This window comes from Citrobacter sp. Cpo032 (genome assembly GCF_030332975.1).
Classification (GTDB): Bacteria; Pseudomonadota; Gammaproteobacteria; order Enterobacterales; family Enterobacteriaceae; genus Citrobacter; species Citrobacter portucalensis.
In genome coordinates this window covers 408,576-425,806 of record NZ_JAOWGU010000034.1, presented here as the reverse complement: position 1 = coordinate 425,806, position 17,231 = coordinate 408,576, and the positions used below count along the sequence as shown (strand labels likewise).

The 17,231-nt window shown below is 53.9% G+C and carries 16 protein-coding genes and 1 pseudogene; 5 read left to right on the top strand and 12 right to left on the bottom strand.

Annotated elements, in window-relative coordinates; translation table 11 throughout:
• Positions 1-2: 2 nt before the first annotated feature.
• Complete coding sequence (locus OGY33_RS04025) at positions 3-422, top strand: GlcG/HbpS family heme-binding protein (protein ID WP_032942726.1); 420 nt, start codon at positions 3-5, stop codon at positions 420-422.
• Positions 419-1,072 carry an aspartate/glutamate racemase family protein gene (locus OGY33_RS04020; RefSeq protein WP_048214664.1) on the top strand — a complete coding sequence of 218 codons (654 nt, stop codon included), beginning with the start codon at positions 419-421 and terminating at the stop codon, positions 1,070-1,072. Before OGY33_RS04025 ends, OGY33_RS04020 begins: the two co-directional genes overlap by 4 nt.
• 97 nt (positions 1,073-1,169) lie before the next feature.
• Here OGY33_RS04020 and sucD read toward each other — a convergent pair whose 3' ends face one another.
• The 8 genes from sucD to sdhC form a co-directional block, all read right to left on the bottom strand.
• Positions 1,170-2,039 (bottom strand): succinate--CoA ligase subunit alpha, encoded by an 870-nt coding sequence (gene sucD / locus OGY33_RS04015; RefSeq protein WP_191238749.1) that lies wholly within the window; start codon positions 2,037-2,039, stop codon positions 1,170-1,172.
• Positions 2,039-3,205 carry an ADP-forming succinate--CoA ligase subunit beta gene (gene sucC / locus OGY33_RS04010; protein ID WP_003022927.1) on the bottom strand — a complete coding sequence of 389 codons (1,167 nt, stop codon included), beginning with the start codon at positions 3,203-3,205 and terminating at the stop codon, positions 2,039-2,041. The genes sucD and sucC overlap by 1 nt, the downstream gene beginning before the upstream one ends.
• 90 nt (positions 3,206-3,295) lie before the next feature.
• Positions 3,296-4,519 (bottom strand): 2-oxoglutarate dehydrogenase complex dihydrolipoyllysine-residue succinyltransferase, encoded by a 1,224-nt coding sequence (gene odhB, locus OGY33_RS04005; protein ID WP_003022925.1) that lies wholly within the window; start codon positions 4,517-4,519, stop codon positions 3,296-3,298.
• A 14-nt stretch (positions 4,520-4,533) separates the two neighbouring features.
• Positions 4,534-7,335, bottom strand: a complete 2,802-nt coding sequence (sucA, locus tag OGY33_RS04000) for a 2-oxoglutarate dehydrogenase E1 component (RefSeq protein WP_168978499.1) — start codon at positions 7,333-7,335, stop codon at positions 4,534-4,536.
• 260 nt (positions 7,336-7,595) lie between these two features.
• Positions 7,596-8,312, bottom strand: coding sequence for a succinate dehydrogenase iron-sulfur subunit SdhB (sdhB, locus tag OGY33_RS03995; RefSeq protein WP_003022921.1), 717 nt, complete (start codon positions 8,310-8,312; stop codon positions 7,596-7,598).
• Positions 8,313-8,327: 15 nt separating this feature from the next.
• Entirely contained in the window at positions 8,328-10,094 is a 1,767-nt protein-coding gene (sdhA, locus tag OGY33_RS03990) for a succinate dehydrogenase flavoprotein subunit (RefSeq protein WP_003831409.1), read from the bottom strand.
• Entirely contained in the window at positions 10,094-10,441 is a 348-nt protein-coding gene (gene sdhD / locus OGY33_RS03985; protein WP_003831408.1) for a succinate dehydrogenase membrane anchor subunit, read from the bottom strand. Before sdhD ends, sdhA begins: the two co-directional genes overlap by 1 nt.
• Positions 10,435-10,839: a succinate dehydrogenase cytochrome b556 subunit gene (sdhC, locus tag OGY33_RS03980; RefSeq protein ID WP_003831406.1), complete on the bottom strand. Its 405-nt coding sequence runs from the start codon at positions 10,837-10,839 to the stop codon at positions 10,435-10,437. The genes sdhD and sdhC overlap by 7 nt, the downstream gene beginning before the upstream one ends.
• Before the next feature lie 383 nt (positions 10,840-11,222).
• Here sdhC and OGY33_RS03975 point away from each other — a divergent pair.
• From OGY33_RS03975 to OGY33_RS03965, 3 genes and pseudogenes are all read left to right on the top strand, one after another.
• A pseudogene (locus OGY33_RS03975) lies at positions 11,223-11,333 on the top strand (hypothetical protein).
• A 203-nt stretch (positions 11,334-11,536) separates the two neighbouring features.
• Positions 11,537-12,820 carry a citrate synthase gene (locus OGY33_RS03970; RefSeq protein WP_008784136.1) on the top strand — a complete coding sequence of 428 codons (1,284 nt, stop codon included), beginning with the start codon at positions 11,537-11,539 and terminating at the stop codon, positions 12,818-12,820.
• A 175-nt stretch (positions 12,821-12,995) separates the two neighbouring features.
• A complete protein-coding gene (locus tag OGY33_RS03965) occupies positions 12,996-14,042 on the top strand; it encodes an AbrB family transcriptional regulator (RefSeq protein WP_191238750.1) in 1,047 nt (348 codons plus the stop codon).
• On the opposite strand, the gene nei is transcribed toward OGY33_RS03965, so the two are convergent.
• Genes nei through OGY33_RS03945 form a run of 4 tightly spaced genes read right to left on the bottom strand, consistent with a single transcriptional unit; the run spans position 14,039 to position 17,213 of the window.
• A complete protein-coding gene (gene nei, locus OGY33_RS03960) occupies positions 14,039-14,830 on the bottom strand; it encodes an endonuclease VIII (protein WP_048214670.1) in 792 nt (263 codons plus the stop codon). The two genes, OGY33_RS03965 and nei, sit on opposite strands and share 4 nt — an antisense overlap.
• A gap of 14 nt (positions 14,831-14,844) precedes the next feature.
• Positions 14,845-15,489, bottom strand: a complete 645-nt coding sequence (pcp, locus tag OGY33_RS03955; protein ID WP_003831398.1) for a pyroglutamyl-peptidase I — start codon at positions 15,487-15,489, stop codon at positions 14,845-14,847.
• Between the two features lie 9 nt (positions 15,490-15,498).
• Complete coding sequence (locus tag OGY33_RS03950) at positions 15,499-16,494, bottom strand: DUF979 domain-containing protein (RefSeq protein ID WP_032942722.1); 996 nt, start codon at positions 16,492-16,494, stop codon at positions 15,499-15,501.
• A complete protein-coding gene (locus tag OGY33_RS03945) occupies positions 16,491-17,213 on the bottom strand; it encodes a DUF969 domain-containing protein (protein WP_003831395.1) in 723 nt (240 codons plus the stop codon). Before OGY33_RS03945 ends, OGY33_RS03950 begins: the two co-directional genes overlap by 4 nt.
• Between the last annotated feature and the right edge of the window lie 18 nt (positions 17,214-17,231).

Sequence of the window (17,231 nt, the reverse complement as noted above, 5' to 3'; positions counted from 1 at the left end):
CGATGACAACTCTCACTCTGGGACACGCCCTGCGCGCCGTAACCTATGCGCTCGAACTCGCCGAAACACGTTATGCAAATCGCCCGTTAAGCGTGGCCGTATGCGATGCCAATGGAGAACTGCTCAGCTTTGCGCGGATGGATAACGCCAAACTGTTAACCATCGAGTTAACCCAGCGTAAAGCGCGCACCAGCAGCCGCCTGGGCTGCACCACGCAGGCATTTTTACAGCGTCTGCAAAAAGAGCAGCTGGATATTAGCTATTTTGCCGATCCGCGTTTTACGGCGCTGCCGGGCGGGATCCCGATTCTGCACCAGGGGAAATGCCTTGGAGCCGTCGCGGTGGGCGGTTTATCCGCGCAGGAAGATCATGATGCGGCGCTGTCCGTCGCGGAAACGTTACTTAAGGAGATTGCCCAATGAAAAAGGTCGCCATGCTGCATACCAGTGCAGCCACGCTTGCGATAATGCAACAGCTGATCGCCGACATCATGCCGGAGGTCGAAGTGATGCACCTGGTTGAAGAATCTATGATTAAACAGGTGATGAAAGCCGGAGGCGTATCGCCAAATATTGCCGCCCGCATCGCCGACTATGTGCATATTGCTGAAAAGGCGGACTGCGATATCTTTATTACCGCCTGCTCTTCAATTGGTACTGCGGTGGAGCAATGCCAGTTTATGACCCCACTCCAGCTCGCGCGCATTGACTGCGCGATGGTGGAAGAGGCGATTGAAAAAGGCGAACGGATCGCCGTGTTAGCAACCGTGGCAACCACGCTGAAGCCAACGCTGGATTACGTCCAGCGTAAAGTTCAGCAAAGCGGTAAATCACGAACCATTACGCCTGTATTAATGGAGGATGCATTCCACGCGCTGCTGGCGGGAGATATGGATACCCATGACCGTATCGTCAGTGAAGGGTTACAGAGCGCCTTTACCCAGGCGGATGTCGTGATGCTGGCGCAGGCTTCGATGGCGCGCGTTTTACAACAGCTCCCTTCCCCGCCGGTGCCGGTAATGACCTCACCGGAAAGTGGAATTCGCTGGTTGAAAACGCTGGCTGAACGCTAAATTCCCGGCAAAAAAAAGGCCATCATCAGATGGCCAACCATGTCGAAACGGGACCAGCCCTTGACTATGCAGAGAGTCAGGGCTGTTTTTTTATTTCTTACTTAATAACGGTTTTCAGCGCTTCGCCGATATCGGCCAGGCTACGAACAGTTTTCACGCCTGCGGCTTCCAGCGCAGCGAATTTCTCATCCGCTGTACCTTTACCACCCGCGATGATCGCACCCGCGTGACCCATACGCTTACCTTTCGGCGCAGTCACACCCGCGATGTAACCCACAACCGGCTTGGTCACATGATCTTTAATATAAGCAGCTGCTTCTTCTTCCGCGCTACCGCCGATCTCACCGATCATGACGATCGCTTCAGTCTGCGGATCTTCCTGGAACAGCTTCAGGATGTCGATGAAGTTAGAGCCTGGGATCGGGTCGCCGCCGATACCCACACAGGTAGACTGGCCGAAACCGTAGTCGGTGGTCTGCTTAACCGCTTCATAGGTCAGGGTACCTGAACGGGAAACGATACCCACTTTACCCGGCTTGTGAATGTGGCCCGGCATGATACCGATTTTACATTCACCCGGAGTGATAACGCCTGGGCAGTTCGGGCCGATCATGCGTACGCCAGCTTCATCCAGCTTCACTTTCACGGTCAGCATATCCAGCGTTGGGATACCTTCGGTGATGGTGATGATAAGCTTGATGCCTGCATCGATTGCTTCCAGAATGGAATCTTTGCAGAACGGCGCCGGAACGTAGATAACGGTGGCAGTTGCGCCGGTCGCTTCTACCGCTTCACGTACGGTGTTGAACACTGGCAGACCCAGATGCGTGGTGCCGCCTTTGCCCGGCGTAACGCCACCGACCATTCGCGTACCGTAAGCGATCGCTTGTTCGGAGTGGAATGTCCCCTGGCTACCGGTGAAGCCCTGGCAGATAACCTTGGTATCTTTATTAATTAAAACTGACATTATTTCCCCTCCACTGCGGCAACAACCTGCTGAGCTGCATCCGTCAGACTTTTCGCTGCAATAATATTCAGGCCGCTATCAGCCAGTTTTTTCGCGCCGAGTTCAGCGTTGTTACCTTCCAGACGTACCACGACCGGAACGTTTACACCTACTTCTGCTACCGCGCCGATGATACCGTCAGCGATCAGATCGCAACGTACGATACCGCCGAAGATGTTAACCAGTACGGCTTTAACATTGTCATCAGAGAGGATAATTTTGAACGCTTCGGTTACACGCTCTTTGGTCGCACCGCCGCCAACGTCGAGGAAGTTAGCCGGTTCGCCGCCGTGCAGCTTAACGATGTCCATGGTGCCCATTGCCAGGCCCGCACCGTTAACCATACAACCGATGTTACCGTCCAGTGCGACGTAGTTCAGTTCCCACTGTGCAGCCTGCGCTTCACGCGGATCTTCCTGAGACTGGTCGCGCATTTCGCGCAGGTCAGCCTGGCGGAACAGTGCGTTGCCGTCAGCGCCCAGTTTGCCGTCGAGGCAGATCAGGTCACCCTGCTTGGTCACCACCAGCGGGTTGATTTCGATCAGCGCCAGATCGCGCTCCAGGAAGATAGTCGCCAGACCCATGAAGATCTTGGTGAACTGCTGAACCTGTTTACCTTCCAGACCCAGTTTGAACGCCAGCTCACGGCCCTGGTAAGGCATCGGACCTGCCAGCGGATCGAGCGCCACTTTGTGGATCAGGTGCGGGGTTTCTTCCGCTACTTTTTCGATTTCCACGCCGCCTTCGGTAGAGGCCATGAAGACCACGCGACGGGAGCTACGGTCAACAACTGCGCCGAGGTAAAGTTCTTTACCAATGTCGGTCGCGGCTTCAACCAGAATCTGATTTACCGGTTGGCCATGAGCATCTGTCTGGTAAGTGACCAGACGTTTACCCAGCCAGTGTTCAGCAAAAGCGCGAATGTCTTCTTTGCTGTTTACCACCTTCACACCGCCCGCTTTACCACGGCCACCAGCGTGAACCTGACATTTCACTACCCACGGGCCAGCGCCGATTTTAGATGCAGCTTCTTCGGCTTCACGCGGAGTAGTACAGGCATAACCCACCGGTGCCGGTAAGCCATAGCGGGCAAAAAGTTGTTTTGCCTGATATTCATGTAAGTTCATGTGTTCTGTCCATCCTTCAGGTAATCGTTATCTTTTACCCGTAGGTCTGATAAGCGTCCAGACCTACGGGGCAGGTGATACTCTTATTAACTACACGTCCAGCAGCAGACGCGTTGGATCTTCCAGCAACTCTTTAATAGTTACCAGGAAGCCTACTGACTCACGACCATCGATCAGACGGTGGTCATAAGACAGCGCCAGATACATCATCGGCAGGATTTCAACCTTGCCGTCTACCGCCATCGGACGATCTTTGATGGCATGCATACCCAGGATGGCGCTCTGCGGTGGGTTGATGATCGGCGTGGACATCAGGGAACCGAACACACCACCGTTAGTGATAGTGAAGTTACCACCCGTCAGATCTTCAACCGTCAACTTGCCGTCGCGACCTTTAACTGCCAGTTCTTTAATATTCTTCTCAATGTCAGCCATACCCAGCAGATCCACATCACGCAGGACCGGCGTGACCAGGCCACGCGGCGTGGAGACCGCCATGCTGACATCAAAGTAGTTGTGGTAAACCACGTCATCGCCGTCGATGGACGCGTTCACTTCCGGATAGCGTTTCAGCGCTTCAACAACCGCTTTCACGTAGAAAGACATAAAGCCCAGACGGATACCGTGGCGTTTCTCGAACGCATCACCGTATTGCTTACGCAGGTCCATGATTGGCTTCATGTTGACTTCGTTGAACGTGGTCAGCATGGCGGTGGAATTTTTCGCTTCCAGCAGACGCTCGGCTACGCGTTTGCGCAGACGGGTCATCGGAACACGTTTTTCGCCACGCGCGCCCAGTTGAGCCTGCGGTGCAGGTGCTGCAGCCGGCGCTTTTGCTTCGGCTTTCGCAGCCGGAGCTTTCGCCAGATGTTTTTCAACATCTTCACGGGTGATACGACCGCCGACACCGGTGCCGTTGATAGCGCTGGCTTCGAGGTTATGCTCACCCAGCAGGCGACGGATCGCCGGGCTCAGGGCATCGTTGTTCTGCTCAGCAAGAGACGCCTGCTGGCGCTGTGCCGGAGTAGAATCTTTCTCTTCAGACTTAGCACTGGTTTCTTTACCGGTGCTGTTGCCTTCACGCAGGCGACCGAGGATCTGGCGAGAAGTGACGGTTGTCCCTTCATCTTCCAGAACCGCATCAAGAATACCGTCCGCTGATGCCGGTACTTCCAGTACCACTTTGTCAGTTTCGATTTCTACCAGTACTTCATCACGACGTACTGCATCGCCCGGTTTTTTGTGCCAGGTTGCAACCGTTGCATCCGCTACGGATTCAGGCAGGTCGGGAACAAGAATATCTACGCTACTCATTATTTATCCTTTATTTAATCGACGTTCAGCGCGTCATTTACCAGATCTTGTTGCTGCTTCTGGTGAACGGACATATACCCTACTGCCGGAGAGGCAGAGGCCGGGCGACCTGCATAACGCAGAGCTGACCCAAATGGAATTACTTCACGGAAATGATGCTGGCTGCAGTACCATGCGCCCTGGTTGAGCGGCTCTTCCTGGCACCAGACAAAATCATGTACATGAGCAAATGGTTTCAGCGCTTCCTGCACCGCTTTATGCGGGAACGGATAGAGCTGTTCGATGCGCACAATGGCGACATCTTTTTGGTCGTTCTTGCGGCGTTGCTCCAGCAGGTCGTAATAAACCTTACCAGAACACATCACGACACGCTTCACGCCTTTAGGATCAAGTTCATCTACTTCGCCAATGGCTGGCAGGAAAGTACCATTTGCCAGTTCGTCCAGCGTAGACACCGCCAGCGGATGACGCAGCAGCGACTTCGGTGACATCACCACCAGCGGACGACGCATACCGCGCAGCGCCTGACGACGCAGCATGTGGTAAACCTGCGCCGGGGTAGACGGGACGCAAACCTGCATGTTTTGCTCAGCGCAAAGTTGCAGATAACGTTCCAGACGCGCGGAGGAGTGCTCCGGACCCTGACCTTCATAGCCGTGCGGCAGCAGCATAACCAGACCACACATACGGCCCCATTTCTGCTCGCCGGAAGAGATGAACTGGTCGATAACGACCTGTGCACCGTTAGCGAAGTCACCGAACTGTGCTTCCCAGATGGTCAGCGTGCGCGGTTCTGCTGTGGCATAACCGTACTCGAACGCCAGCACGGCTTCTTCAGACAGCACGGAGTCCCATACGCGGAAGGTGCCTTGTCCGTTATGCACATGCTGCAGCGGCGTGTAGGTTGAACCGTTCGCCTGGTTATGAATCACCGCGTGACGGTGGAAGAAGGTTCCGCGACCGGAGTCTTCACCCGACAGACGGACCGGAATGCCTTCGTCAACCAGCGTGGCGTAAGCCAGATTCTCTGCACCCCCCCAGTCAAACAGCTTCTCGCCTGCGGCCATGGCCTGGCGGTCGCCGTAAATCTTGGCAACACGCGACTGCATTTCAACCGCTTCAGGTACAGTGCTGATGCGTTTTGCCAGCTCCTGCAGACGCTTCATCTCAACTTTGTTCGGGTAGTTTTCATCCCACTCGTGGTTGAGGTACGGCGACCAGGTGAAGGAGTGCATGTTCATTGGACGCCACTCTTTCACTACGCATTCGCCAGCATCCAGCGCGTCACGGTACAGATTGACCATCTCGGTCGCATCTTCCAGCGTGGCGACCTTGTCCGTTTCCAGCTTATCAGCGTAGATTTTGCGCGGGGTCGGATGCTTTTTGATTTTCTGATACATCAGCGGCTGGGTTGCGCTCGGCTCGTCGGCTTCGTTGTGGCCGTGACGGCGGTAGCACACCAGATCGATAAAGACATCGCGTTTAAAGGTATTACGGAAATCCAGCGCCAGACGCGTCACGAAAGCGACCGCTTCCGGGTCATCCGCGTTCACGTGGAAAATCGGCGCCTGAACCATCTTACCGATGTCGGTACAGTACGGTGTAGAACGCGCATCCAGCGGGTTAGACGTAGTGAAGCCCACCTGGTTGTTGATAACGATGCGAACGGTACCGCCCACTTCGTAACCACGCGCTTTCGACATGTTCAGGGTTTCCTGAACCACGCCCTGCCCGGTAACTGCCGCATCACCGTGAATGGTGATTGGCAGGACTTTATTGCTGCTCGGTTCGTCCAGACGATCCAAACGTGCACGTACGGAACCGATAACCACCGGGCTAACGATTTCCAGGTGCGACGGGTTAAACGCCAGCGCCAGGTGTACCAGACCGCCTTCGGTTTCGATATCTGATGAGAAGCCCATGTGGTACTTCACGTCACCGGTGCCGAGGTGTTCTTTATGTTTGCCCGCAAATTCGTCGAACAGTTCCTGCGGGCGTTTGCCCAATACGTTAACCAGAACGTTCAGACGACCACGGTGCGCCATGCCCAGTACCACTTCACGGGTACCGCTGTTACCGGCGTGGCGGATCATCTCTTTGAGCATTGGGATTAACGCATCGCCGCCTTCAAGCGAGAAGCGTTTCGCGCCCGGGAACTTAGCGCCCAGGTAGCGTTCCAGACCTTCTGCTGCGGTCAGTTCACTGAGGAAGCGTTTTTTCTCTTCGCTACTGAATGCGGCACGGCCAGACTCGATACGCTGCTGAAGCCAACGTTTTTCTTCGGTGCTGGTGATGTGCATATACTCGGCGCCAATTGGGCCGCAGTAGGTTTGTTTCAGCGCAACAACCAGGTCACTCAGCTTCATCGTGTCTTTGCCGCCGGCAAAAGAACCTACGTTAAAGCTTTCCTGGAAATCCGCATCGGTCAGATCGTGGAAAGACGGGTCCAGATCGGCCACATTTTCTTGCTGCCACAGTCCCAGCGGATCAAGATTCGCATGCTGATGACCGCGGAAACGATAGGCGTTAATGAGCTGCAGGACTTTAACCTGCTTCACATTGGCATCAGGGTCGGAAATAGAAGAAGAGTAACGTGGGGTAATCAACGCCTGTCGACGGAAATAATCACGTGTTTTTGAGTGAAGTTGATCCGGTTTGACTCCGGTACCAGGTAACTGCTGGAACGTCGAACGCCAGTTAGCATCTACCGAGTCAGGGTCGGTTAAGAAGTCTTCATAGAGCTGTTCTATCCAGCTCTGGTTAGAACCAGAGAGGTAAGAAGAGTCCAACCAGGCTTTCAAAGCGCTGTTCTGCATCGTGATCCCTTAAGCATTTGTATGCTTACTTCGCCGTGGATACTACCACGCACACCGATGTGCGTGCCGGGGTTCACTTGCGAGCTCTTTTTGTTTGGCTCGCGAAGGAACCTTTAAAAACTGTCTAATCATGTGGCAGTTTTTAGAGGTTTCCTACATTAACAATTTGCCTGATGGCGCTTCACTTATCAGGCCTACGGGATTGTACCTGTAGGCCGGATAAGACGTTTACGTCGCCATCCGGCAACCACTACAACAACTTACGCACTACGTTTGAGCAGCATCGACTTAATATGGCCGATGGCGCGCGTCGGGTTCAGTCCTTTCGGACATACGCTGACGCAGTTCATGATGCTATGGCAGCGGAATACGCTGAAAGCGTCACTTAAACCTTCCAGGCGGCTGTCGGTCTCGGTATCGCGGCTATCAATTAAGAAGCGATACGCTGCCAGCAGGCCTGCCGGGCCAATAAATTTGTCCGGGTTCCACCAGAATGATGGGCAGGACGTTGAGCAGCATGCACACAAAATACATTCATACAGCCCATCGAGCTTCTCACGCTGCTCTGGCATTTGTAAATGCTCACGAGCCGGCGGATTTTTCCCATTATTCAACAAGTAAGGCTTAATCTTCTCATACTGTGCGTAGAATTGCCCCATGTCTACCACCAAATCGCGCACAACCGGTAAACCCGGCAGCGGGCGAATGACAATTTTTTTGCCCGGCTGATTCAGCGCAGAAATAGGAGTGATACAGGCCAGTCCATTTTTGCCGTTCATGTTCAGACCGTCGGAGCCACAAACCCCCTCACGGCAAGAGCGGCGGAACGACAGCGACGGATCTTTTTCTTTCAGCTGCATCAAGGCATCCAGCAGCATCATGTCGCGCCCTTCTTCCGCCTCCAGGGTGTAATCCTGCATGCGCGGAGCGTCGTCAACATCCGGGTTATAGCGATAAACTGAAAACTCGAGTTTCATTGTCCTGTCTCCGCATTAATAAGTACGAATCTTCGGCGGGAATGCCGGGCGCAGCTTCGGTTCCATATTGACTTGACGTCGCGTCATGGATTCCGACTCTGGCAGGTACAGGGAATGGCACAGCCAGTTTTCATCATCACGTTCCGGGAAGTCGAAGCGGCTATGCGCACCACGGCTTTCGGTACGGAAGTTTGCAGATACTGCAGTGGCGTACGCGGTCTCCATCAGGTTATCCAACTCCAGACACTCAACGCGCTGGGTGTTGAACTCGCTGGAGGTATCGTCCAGACGGGCATTTTTCAGGCGTTCGCGGATCGCTTTCAGCTCTTCCAGACCTTTCGCCATCGCATCGCCTTCGCGGAATACCGAGAAGTTGTGCTGCATACATTCTTGCAGCGCTTTGCGAATCGCCACCGGGTCTTCACCGTTACGGTTACCGTTCCAGCGGTTCAGACGCGCCAGAGAAGCGTCGATTTCATCTTCGGTCGCATCCAGCAGGTCACCCTGCTCAGCGATGGACTCCTGCAGATGCAGACCAACCGCACGACCAAATACGACCAGGTCCAGCAGCGAGTTGCCACCCAGACGGTTGGCGCCGTGAACCGACACGCAGGCGATTTCGCCGACGGCAAACAGCCCTGGGATCACCACATCTTCGCCCTGCTCATTCACGGTCAGCGCCTGACCGGTTACTTTGGTCGGAATACCGCCCATCATATAGTGGCAGGTTGGGATAACCGGAATCGGCTCTTTGACCGGGTCAACGTGAGCAAAGGTACGAGACAGTTCGAGAATGCCCGGCAGACGGGATTCCAGCACTTCTTTACCCAGGTGGTCGAGTTTCAGTTTGGCGTGCGGACCCCACGGGCCGTCGCAGCCGCGACCTTCGCGGATTTCGATCATGATGGAACGCGCCACCACGTCACGACCCGCCAGGTCTTTCGCATTCGGGGCATAACGCTCCATGAAGCGCTCGCCGTGTTTGTTCAGCAGGTAGCCACCTTCACCACGGCAGCCTTCTGTTACCAGAACGCCTGCACCGGCGATACCGGTTGGGTGGAACTGCCACATCTCCATATCCTGCACCGGCACGCCAGCGCGGATAGCCATACCAACACCGTCACCGGTATTGATGTGGGCATTAGTGGTGGACTGATAAATACGGCCAGCACCACCGGTCGCCAGCACGGTCGCACGGGCTTTGAAGTAAACCACTTCACCGGTTTCGATACACAGCGCGGTACAACCGACAACGGCGCCATCGGCGTTTTTCACCAGGTCCAGCGCATACCACTCGGAGAAGATGGTGGTATGGTTTTTCAGGTTCTGCTGATACAGCGTGTGCAATAGTGCATGACCGGTACGGTCGGCCGCTGCCGCAGTACGTGCCGCCTGCTCGCCGCCGAAGTTCTTCGACTGGCCGCCAAACGGACGTTGATAAATTGTGCCATTGTCGAGGCGAGAGAACGGCAGCCCCATGTGGTCCAGCTCCAGAATCGCTTCCGGACCGGTTTTACACATATATTCAATAGCGTCCTGGTCACCAATGTAGTCCGACCCTTTAACGGTGTCGTACATGTGCCATTCCCAGTTATCTTCATGGGTATTACCGAGCGCAACGGTGATGCCACCCTGCGCGGATACGGTATGGGAACGGGTTGGGAACACTTTGGAGAGCAGCGCACAGGTCTGACCGCTCTGGGAAATTTGCAGCGCCGCGCGCATACCTGCGCCGCCGGCACCAATCACAACAGCATCAAATTCTCTGACTGGCAGTTTCATTACACACCCCACACCACAACAAATCCATAAATGACGTAAACCACCAGCGCAACAACGATAGCCAGTTGCAGAATCAGGCGCACAGCCAGAGGTTTAACGTAGTCGGTCAACACCTGCCACATGCCGATCCAGGCATGAATCAAGATGGAGAAAAGTGCCAGCAGGGTGAAGACTTTGGTGAATGCCGATGAGAAGAAACCGGTCCAGACTTCATACGTCAGCTCGCCGCTGGTGGCGAAGAAACCGACCATATAGATGATGTATAACGTCAGAACGATAGCGGTAGCACGGACCAGAATGAAGTCATGTACGCCGTTGCGTCCTAATGCGGAGGCGTTGCTTACCATACGAGGACTCCTGCGAGAAGTGAAAGCACGACAATGATAACGAAACAAATTTTGGCGGAGCGTGTCCCTGCTTCGAGGGTTTCTTCGATATAGCCAAAATCCATCAACAGATGGCGAATGCCCATTACGGCGTGATATGCCAGCGCAATCAGGATCCCCCACAGAATTAACTCCACAAAGAAGTTATTCATAATGGATGACGCGGTGAGGAAACCTTCAGGGGAGGAAAGGCTGGTACCCAATAACCACAACAGAATCCCGACCGCCACAAAGGTGATCACTCCGGATACGCGATGGAGAATGGACGCTATCGCCGTGATTGGGAACCGGATCGTTTGCAGATCCAGATTGACAGGTCTTTGTTTTTTCACATTTCTTATCATGAATAACGCCCACATGCTGTTCTTATTATTCCCTTTAGACTTCGGGTACAGAAGATGAAGACACCTGTAGCCTGAAAGACGACGGGATTTCCTTCCTCCGGTCTGCGTGCGGGTCAGACAGCGTCCTTACTATAACTACGCGTCATATAAAACACTGCTTCCAGATGCTAAAACGACACGTTACAACGCTGGTTGGCTCGGGATTGCAGGGTATTCCGGAGACCTGGCGGCAGTATAGGACGTTCACAAAATCATTACAATTAACCTACATATAGTTTGTCGGGTTTTATCCCGAACAGTGACATAGGTCACGATAACAACATTATTTTAATTTTTAATCATCTGATTTGACAATCATTAAACAAAGTTGTTACAAACGACACCAGAAAAAGCATATAATGCGTAAAAGTTATGGGGTCACTCTTTCACCGGAGATTTAGTTATGTAACAGTGTGGAAGTATTGACCAATACCTTCAGGACAGTTATTAGTGATAGACAGGTTAAATAATTCGGATTGCTAAGTTCTTGATTTGCAGTTTATTCGCCATGAAAAGACCGTTTTACCTGCAAGCGCCCATAGCTCTGTACCCAGGTCATCCCCTCTTTCGCAGAGCGGCGAGCCAAATAACAAACTGGTAACGGTTTATTGATGCACGAAGGCAAATTTAAGTTCCGGCAGTCTTAAGCAATAAGGCGCTAAGGAGACCGTAAATGGCTGATACTAAAGCAAAACTCACTCTAAACGGTGACGCTGCTATTGAACTGGATGTGCTGAAAGGTACGCTCGGTCAAGATGTTATTGATATTCGTAGCCTCGGCTCAAAAGGGATGTTTACTTTTGACCCAGGTTTCACCTCTACCGCATCCTGCGAATCCAAAATTACTTTCATCGACGGTGACGAAGGTATTTTGCTGCATCGCGGCTTCCCGATTGACCAACTGGCGACCGAGTCCAACTATCTGGAAGTGTGTTATATCCTGCTGTACGGCGAAAAACCAACGCAGGAAGAGTACGACGAGTTCAAAACCACAGTCACTCGCCATACCATGATCCACGAGCAGATCACCCGTCTGTTCCACGGTTTCCGCCGCGACTCTCACCCGATGGCCGTTATGTGCGGTGTTACCGGAGCGCTGGCAGCGTTCTATCATGACTCGCTGGATGTAAACAACGCACGTCACCGTGAAATCGCCGCCTTCCGCCTGCTGTCCAAAATGCCAACCATGGCAGCGATGTGCTACAAATATTCCATCGGGCAGCCGTTCGTGTACCCACGTAACGATCTCTCCTACGCCGGTAACTTCCTGAACATGATGTTCTCTACGCCGTGCGAAAAATACGAAGTGAATCCGATTCTGGAACGCGCAATGGACCGTATCTTAATCCTGCACGCTGACCACGAACAGAACGCCTCAACCTCTACCGTACGTACCGCGGGTTCTTCTGGCGCTAACCCGTTTGCCTGCATCGCGGCTGGTATCGCTTCCCTGTGGGGACCGGCACACGGCGGCGCAAACGAAGCTGCGCTGAAAATGCTGGAAGAAATCAGCTCTGTTAAACACATTCCGGAATTTGTTCGCCGCGCGAAAGATAAGAATGATTCCTTCCGCCTGATGGGCTTTGGTCACCGTGTTTATAAAAACTATGACCCGCGCGCTACCGTCATGCGTGAAACCTGCCATGAAGTACTGAAAGAACTGGGCACCAAAGATGATCTGCTGGAAGTGGCGATGGAACTTGAGCACATTGCGCTCAACGACCCGTACTTCATCGAGAAGAAACTCTACCCGAACGTAGACTTCTACTCCGGCATCATCCTGAAAGCGATGGGTATTCCGTCCTCCATGTTCACCGTTATCTTCGCCATGGCACGTACCGTTGGCTGGATTGCACACTGGAACGAGATGCACACCGACGGCATGAAAATCGCCCGTCCTCGTCAGCTGTACACCGGCTACGACAAGCGCGATTTTAAGTCTGATATTAAGCGTTAATTGTCTGCCGGATGGCGCTAGCGCTTGTCCGGCTTAAAGTTATAAACGCTCCCAGGCCGGATAAAGCAGTGATGCCTATGTCCGGCCTGTTTTTATTTGATCCACATTATTTTATTCTTATCGTGCTTTCTCTATGATTTACTGAGATTTCTCACATTTTACTCAGGAGCATGGGATGCCTGTTTTGCAGTGGAGCCTGTTGTTTGTGCTATCGCTCCTTCTTTCCCTGCTCTTTCTGTTTATCCATCTTCCAGGCCCCTTGCTGCTCGGTTCGATGATCGTCGGCATCATCTTCAGTATGCGCGGCATCTCGCTGCATCCTCCTCGCTGCACATTTCTTGGCGCACAGGCGATTCTCGGCTGTATGATTGCCCAAAATCTGACTGGTTCAATCTTTACAACCCTTGCAGCCCACTGGCCGATGGTGATTGTTATCCTGCTGGCAACCCTTATCAGCAGCGCGATAATCGGCTGGCTGCTGGTTCGCTATAGTAATCTACCGGGGAATACCGGTGCGTGGGGCTCGTCACCAGGCGGTGCAGCGGCAATGGTCGCAATGGCCCAGGATTATGGCGCCGACATCCGGCTGGTGGCGTTTATGCAGTATCTGCGCGTACTGTTGGTGGTCGGCGCGGCAGCGCTGGTCACCCGGCTGGTGATGGGCGGCCAGGCCCAAACAATCAGTGAACAAATCATCTGGTTTCCGCCGCTAAGCGGCAATCTTTTCAGCACTCTGATGCTGGCCGCCGTTGCCGGCACGGCTGGACGCCTACTGCGTATTCCCTCTGGCGTTATGCTATTGCCAATGCTGGTGGGTGCCATGCTGAATGCAAGCGGAGTGATGGTGATTGAACTGCCGGAATGGCTACTGGCTATAGCCTACATGTCAATTGGCTGGCAAATCGGTCTTGGCTTTGACAAGCAGATCTTTTTGATGGCATTACGACCACTGCCACAGATCCTGTTGTCCATTTTTTCACTGATGGCGATCTGCGCAGCCATGGCCTGGGGACTGGCGCATTACATGCAGATCGACTTTCTCACTGCCTATCTGGCAACCAGTCCTGGAGGAGTGGATTCTGTTGCGGTGATCGCCGCAGGAAGCCACGCTGATATGGCGCTCATCATGGCGATGCAAACCCTGCGACTGTTCAGCATTTTGTTAACTGGCCCCGCAGTCGCGCGGTTTATTTCGGTGCACGCACCAAAACAACCCGCTTAGTGCTGACAACCCGGGCACCAGTAAAAGGGGCGCGAAGAGAGCATCGTTTTCTCGATTATGCCACCACAACGCTCACAGGTTTCGCCATCCCGATGAAAGACCTTAAAGCGAAACAACGCACCGTGATGTTTATTCTCATCGACCAGGCCGCGGGTAGTATAAGACAGCCGCGGAATATCAAGCAGCGCATGTGCCAGTTTATCCAGTTGCTCATCACTAAGCTGCGACGCTTTATGCTGCCCGGTCAACCCAACCTGCCAAAGGATCTCTACCCGCAGGTAGTTACCTAATCCAGCCAGAAACGCCTGGTCCAGTAGCAGACCAGAAAACTGGCGATTGCGAAAACGCGGAGATAACAGACGCGCTTTAACCTCATCGGGCGTTAAACGTAAATCCAGTACATCTGGCCCTACCCGTTGCAGGAACGGATGGGTGGAGAGCTGTTCTGGCGTCAGCATTTCGATATCAGACGCGCTATAGAGCAGGATAGTTTTGTCGTGTGTCTGCAGCCTGACACGCAGTACCCGCGAAGTTTGCGGAATTTTGCCGGTATCCACCACTCGCCACACGCCATAGAGCTGATTGTGACTGTACAGCGTCAGGCCATTAGAAAAATGGGTCAGTAATGCTTTCCCCCGCGTTTCAAGCTGGGTAACACGTTGCCCAATCAGTTGAGATTGATACGGTTTTAACTGCTCAAAGGCAAACCAGACATCCGTCAGGGGTTTGCCTTTGACTGCCGCCTCCAGGTTATCCGCCGCGCGGCGGATCTCCGGGCCTTCAGGCATAATACTGTCCTTTGTTAATGTGTTGCGCCGCCCGTCACTGCAATATCGCTTTCTACCTGCAAGGCGGTGGCAATCGCAATCTCCAGCGCACGGCGCACCGTTTCTGTCGCCATACTTGGCGCCCCGGGATGCTGTGCAGCCTGTTGCGGCAAATAAGGGATATGAATAAAACCGCCCTTCACCGCCGGTACGTCGCGTAGTTTATGCAGCAGGCCATACATCACGTGGTTACACACGAAAGTACCCGCAGTCTGGGAAACCGAGGCCGGAATTCCCGCGTTGCGCATGGCGACAACCATCGCTTTAATCGGCAACGTACTAAACCATGCCGCCGGGCCATCGACTACAATCGGCACATCGACCGGCTGTTGCCCCTGGTTATCCGCAATACGCGCATCGTCAACGTTAATCGCCACGCGTTCCACGGTGATATCCGTGCGACCACCCGCCTGCCCCACCGCCAGCACCAGTGATGGCGACAACGCGTCAATCGCGGCATTGAGTACAGCGAGAGACTCGCCAAAGACACACGGTAGTTGGCGGGCTATTACGCGGCATCCACCGATAATAGCATTGTCGAGGCTCGAGACCACTTCCCAGGAAGGGTTAACTGACTCGCCGCCAAAGGGTTCAAATCCCGTGATGAGTACTGTTTTCATCCTTCCTCCTTACAGGAACATCAGGAAATACATCAGGAACACGTTGACCAGCAGCAGCAGTATGCCGGTTGGCACCTGCGCTTTAATCACCGCATTTTTGTCCGGTAGTTCCAGCAACGCTGCAGGAACAATATTAAAGTTCGCCGCCATCGGCGTCATCAGCGTCCCACAATAGCCGGAGAACATACCTATCGCCGCCATTACCGCTGGGTTGCCGCCGTGTTGCAGTACGAGGATCGGAATGCCAATCCCAGCGGTCACGATCGGGAAAGCAGCAAACGCATTACCCATAACCATGGTCAACAATGCCATGCCGATGGTGTACACCGCCACCGCGATAAAGCGACTATCCACCGCCAGATATTCCTGCGTCAGGTATGAAATGCCGCTACCGACACCCGCCGCTGTAAACAGCAGCCCAAGCGTAGCCAGAATCTGCGGCAAAATGAACGCCCAGCCAATGGAGTCCAGCAGACGGCGTGCCTCCTGAATCGGTTGATGCACCCGCTCATGGGTCATTTTTATCGCCATCGCCAGACCAATCAACGAACCCGCTGTCATTGAAAAGAGCGTCACCAGAGTGGCGTGATTACCCGGCCCGAACAGCGCATCCTGTAAGCCCGGAATATGGTTGAACATCAGTACGCCAATGACCGTTACCACCGGGATCGCCAACGCTGGGAAAAACAGGCGGTTGCCCAGGCGGCTGGCGCTTTCTTCGCGCTGTTGCTGCGTGCGTTGATGGTAGCTTCCCAGCTTCACACCGCCAAAACCCGCGATCAGGGCCAGCACGACCACCGCAACGCCGACGGCAATATGCACTGCGCGTTTATCGCCAAACAGCGAGTATGTCCAGTCACCAAGCAGAAACAGTACGCCATATATGCCCCAAAAAAGACCTGTGGTGAAACGGCGCGGGTTTGCTTTGTCCTGCCAGGACATCAGCGCCACAATCAGTAATACCGCACCTGCCAGCCAGTAGAGATAGCTTTGTTGAAAATTCATTTCGCTTCCCCTTTCGCTGCGGCATTTGCTTTCGCCACCTCACGTTGCAAATAGCTATCCAGACGCCACAAACGCGTGCCGTGGATCAGGAAAGCACAAATTGCCGTTGGGATCCCCCACAAGGCGATATGCAGAGGTTCGGTCTGGATCCCTCCAGACTCCAGCATAAAGTTGTGCATGAATATGATCGCGCCGAAGGCAACAAAGATATCTTCACCGAAAAACAGCCCGACGTTATCGGTCGCCGCTGACATTGCGCGCAGGCGATAGCGAACCGCGCCGGGTATCTCTCCGTGATTTTTCTCGGCGGCCCCTTCCGCCATTGGCGCCAGCAGCGGGCGCACCATCTGCGGATGCCCCCCCAGACTGGTCAACCCTAACGCAGCGGTCGCTTCGCGAATGAACAGATAGACAATAAGCAGGCGGCCACTGGTGGCACTGCGGATTTTCGCAATCCACGCCTGAGCACGCTCTTTGAGTCCGTGACGTTCCAGCAGGCCAATAACCGCCAGCGGGATCAGCAGGATAAACGGCAGGTTGCGGGTGTTAAGAAAACCTTCACCCAGCTTCTCGAGGATGGTGGCGATCGGCATATGCGCCGCCAGTCCCGTGACGATCCCGGCAATAATAACCACCAATACCGGATTAAAACGTAAAAGAAATCCGACCACGATGACGGCGATCCCCGTCAATGGCCAGAGAGAAATTACCTCTCCCATAATTCATTCCCGTAAATG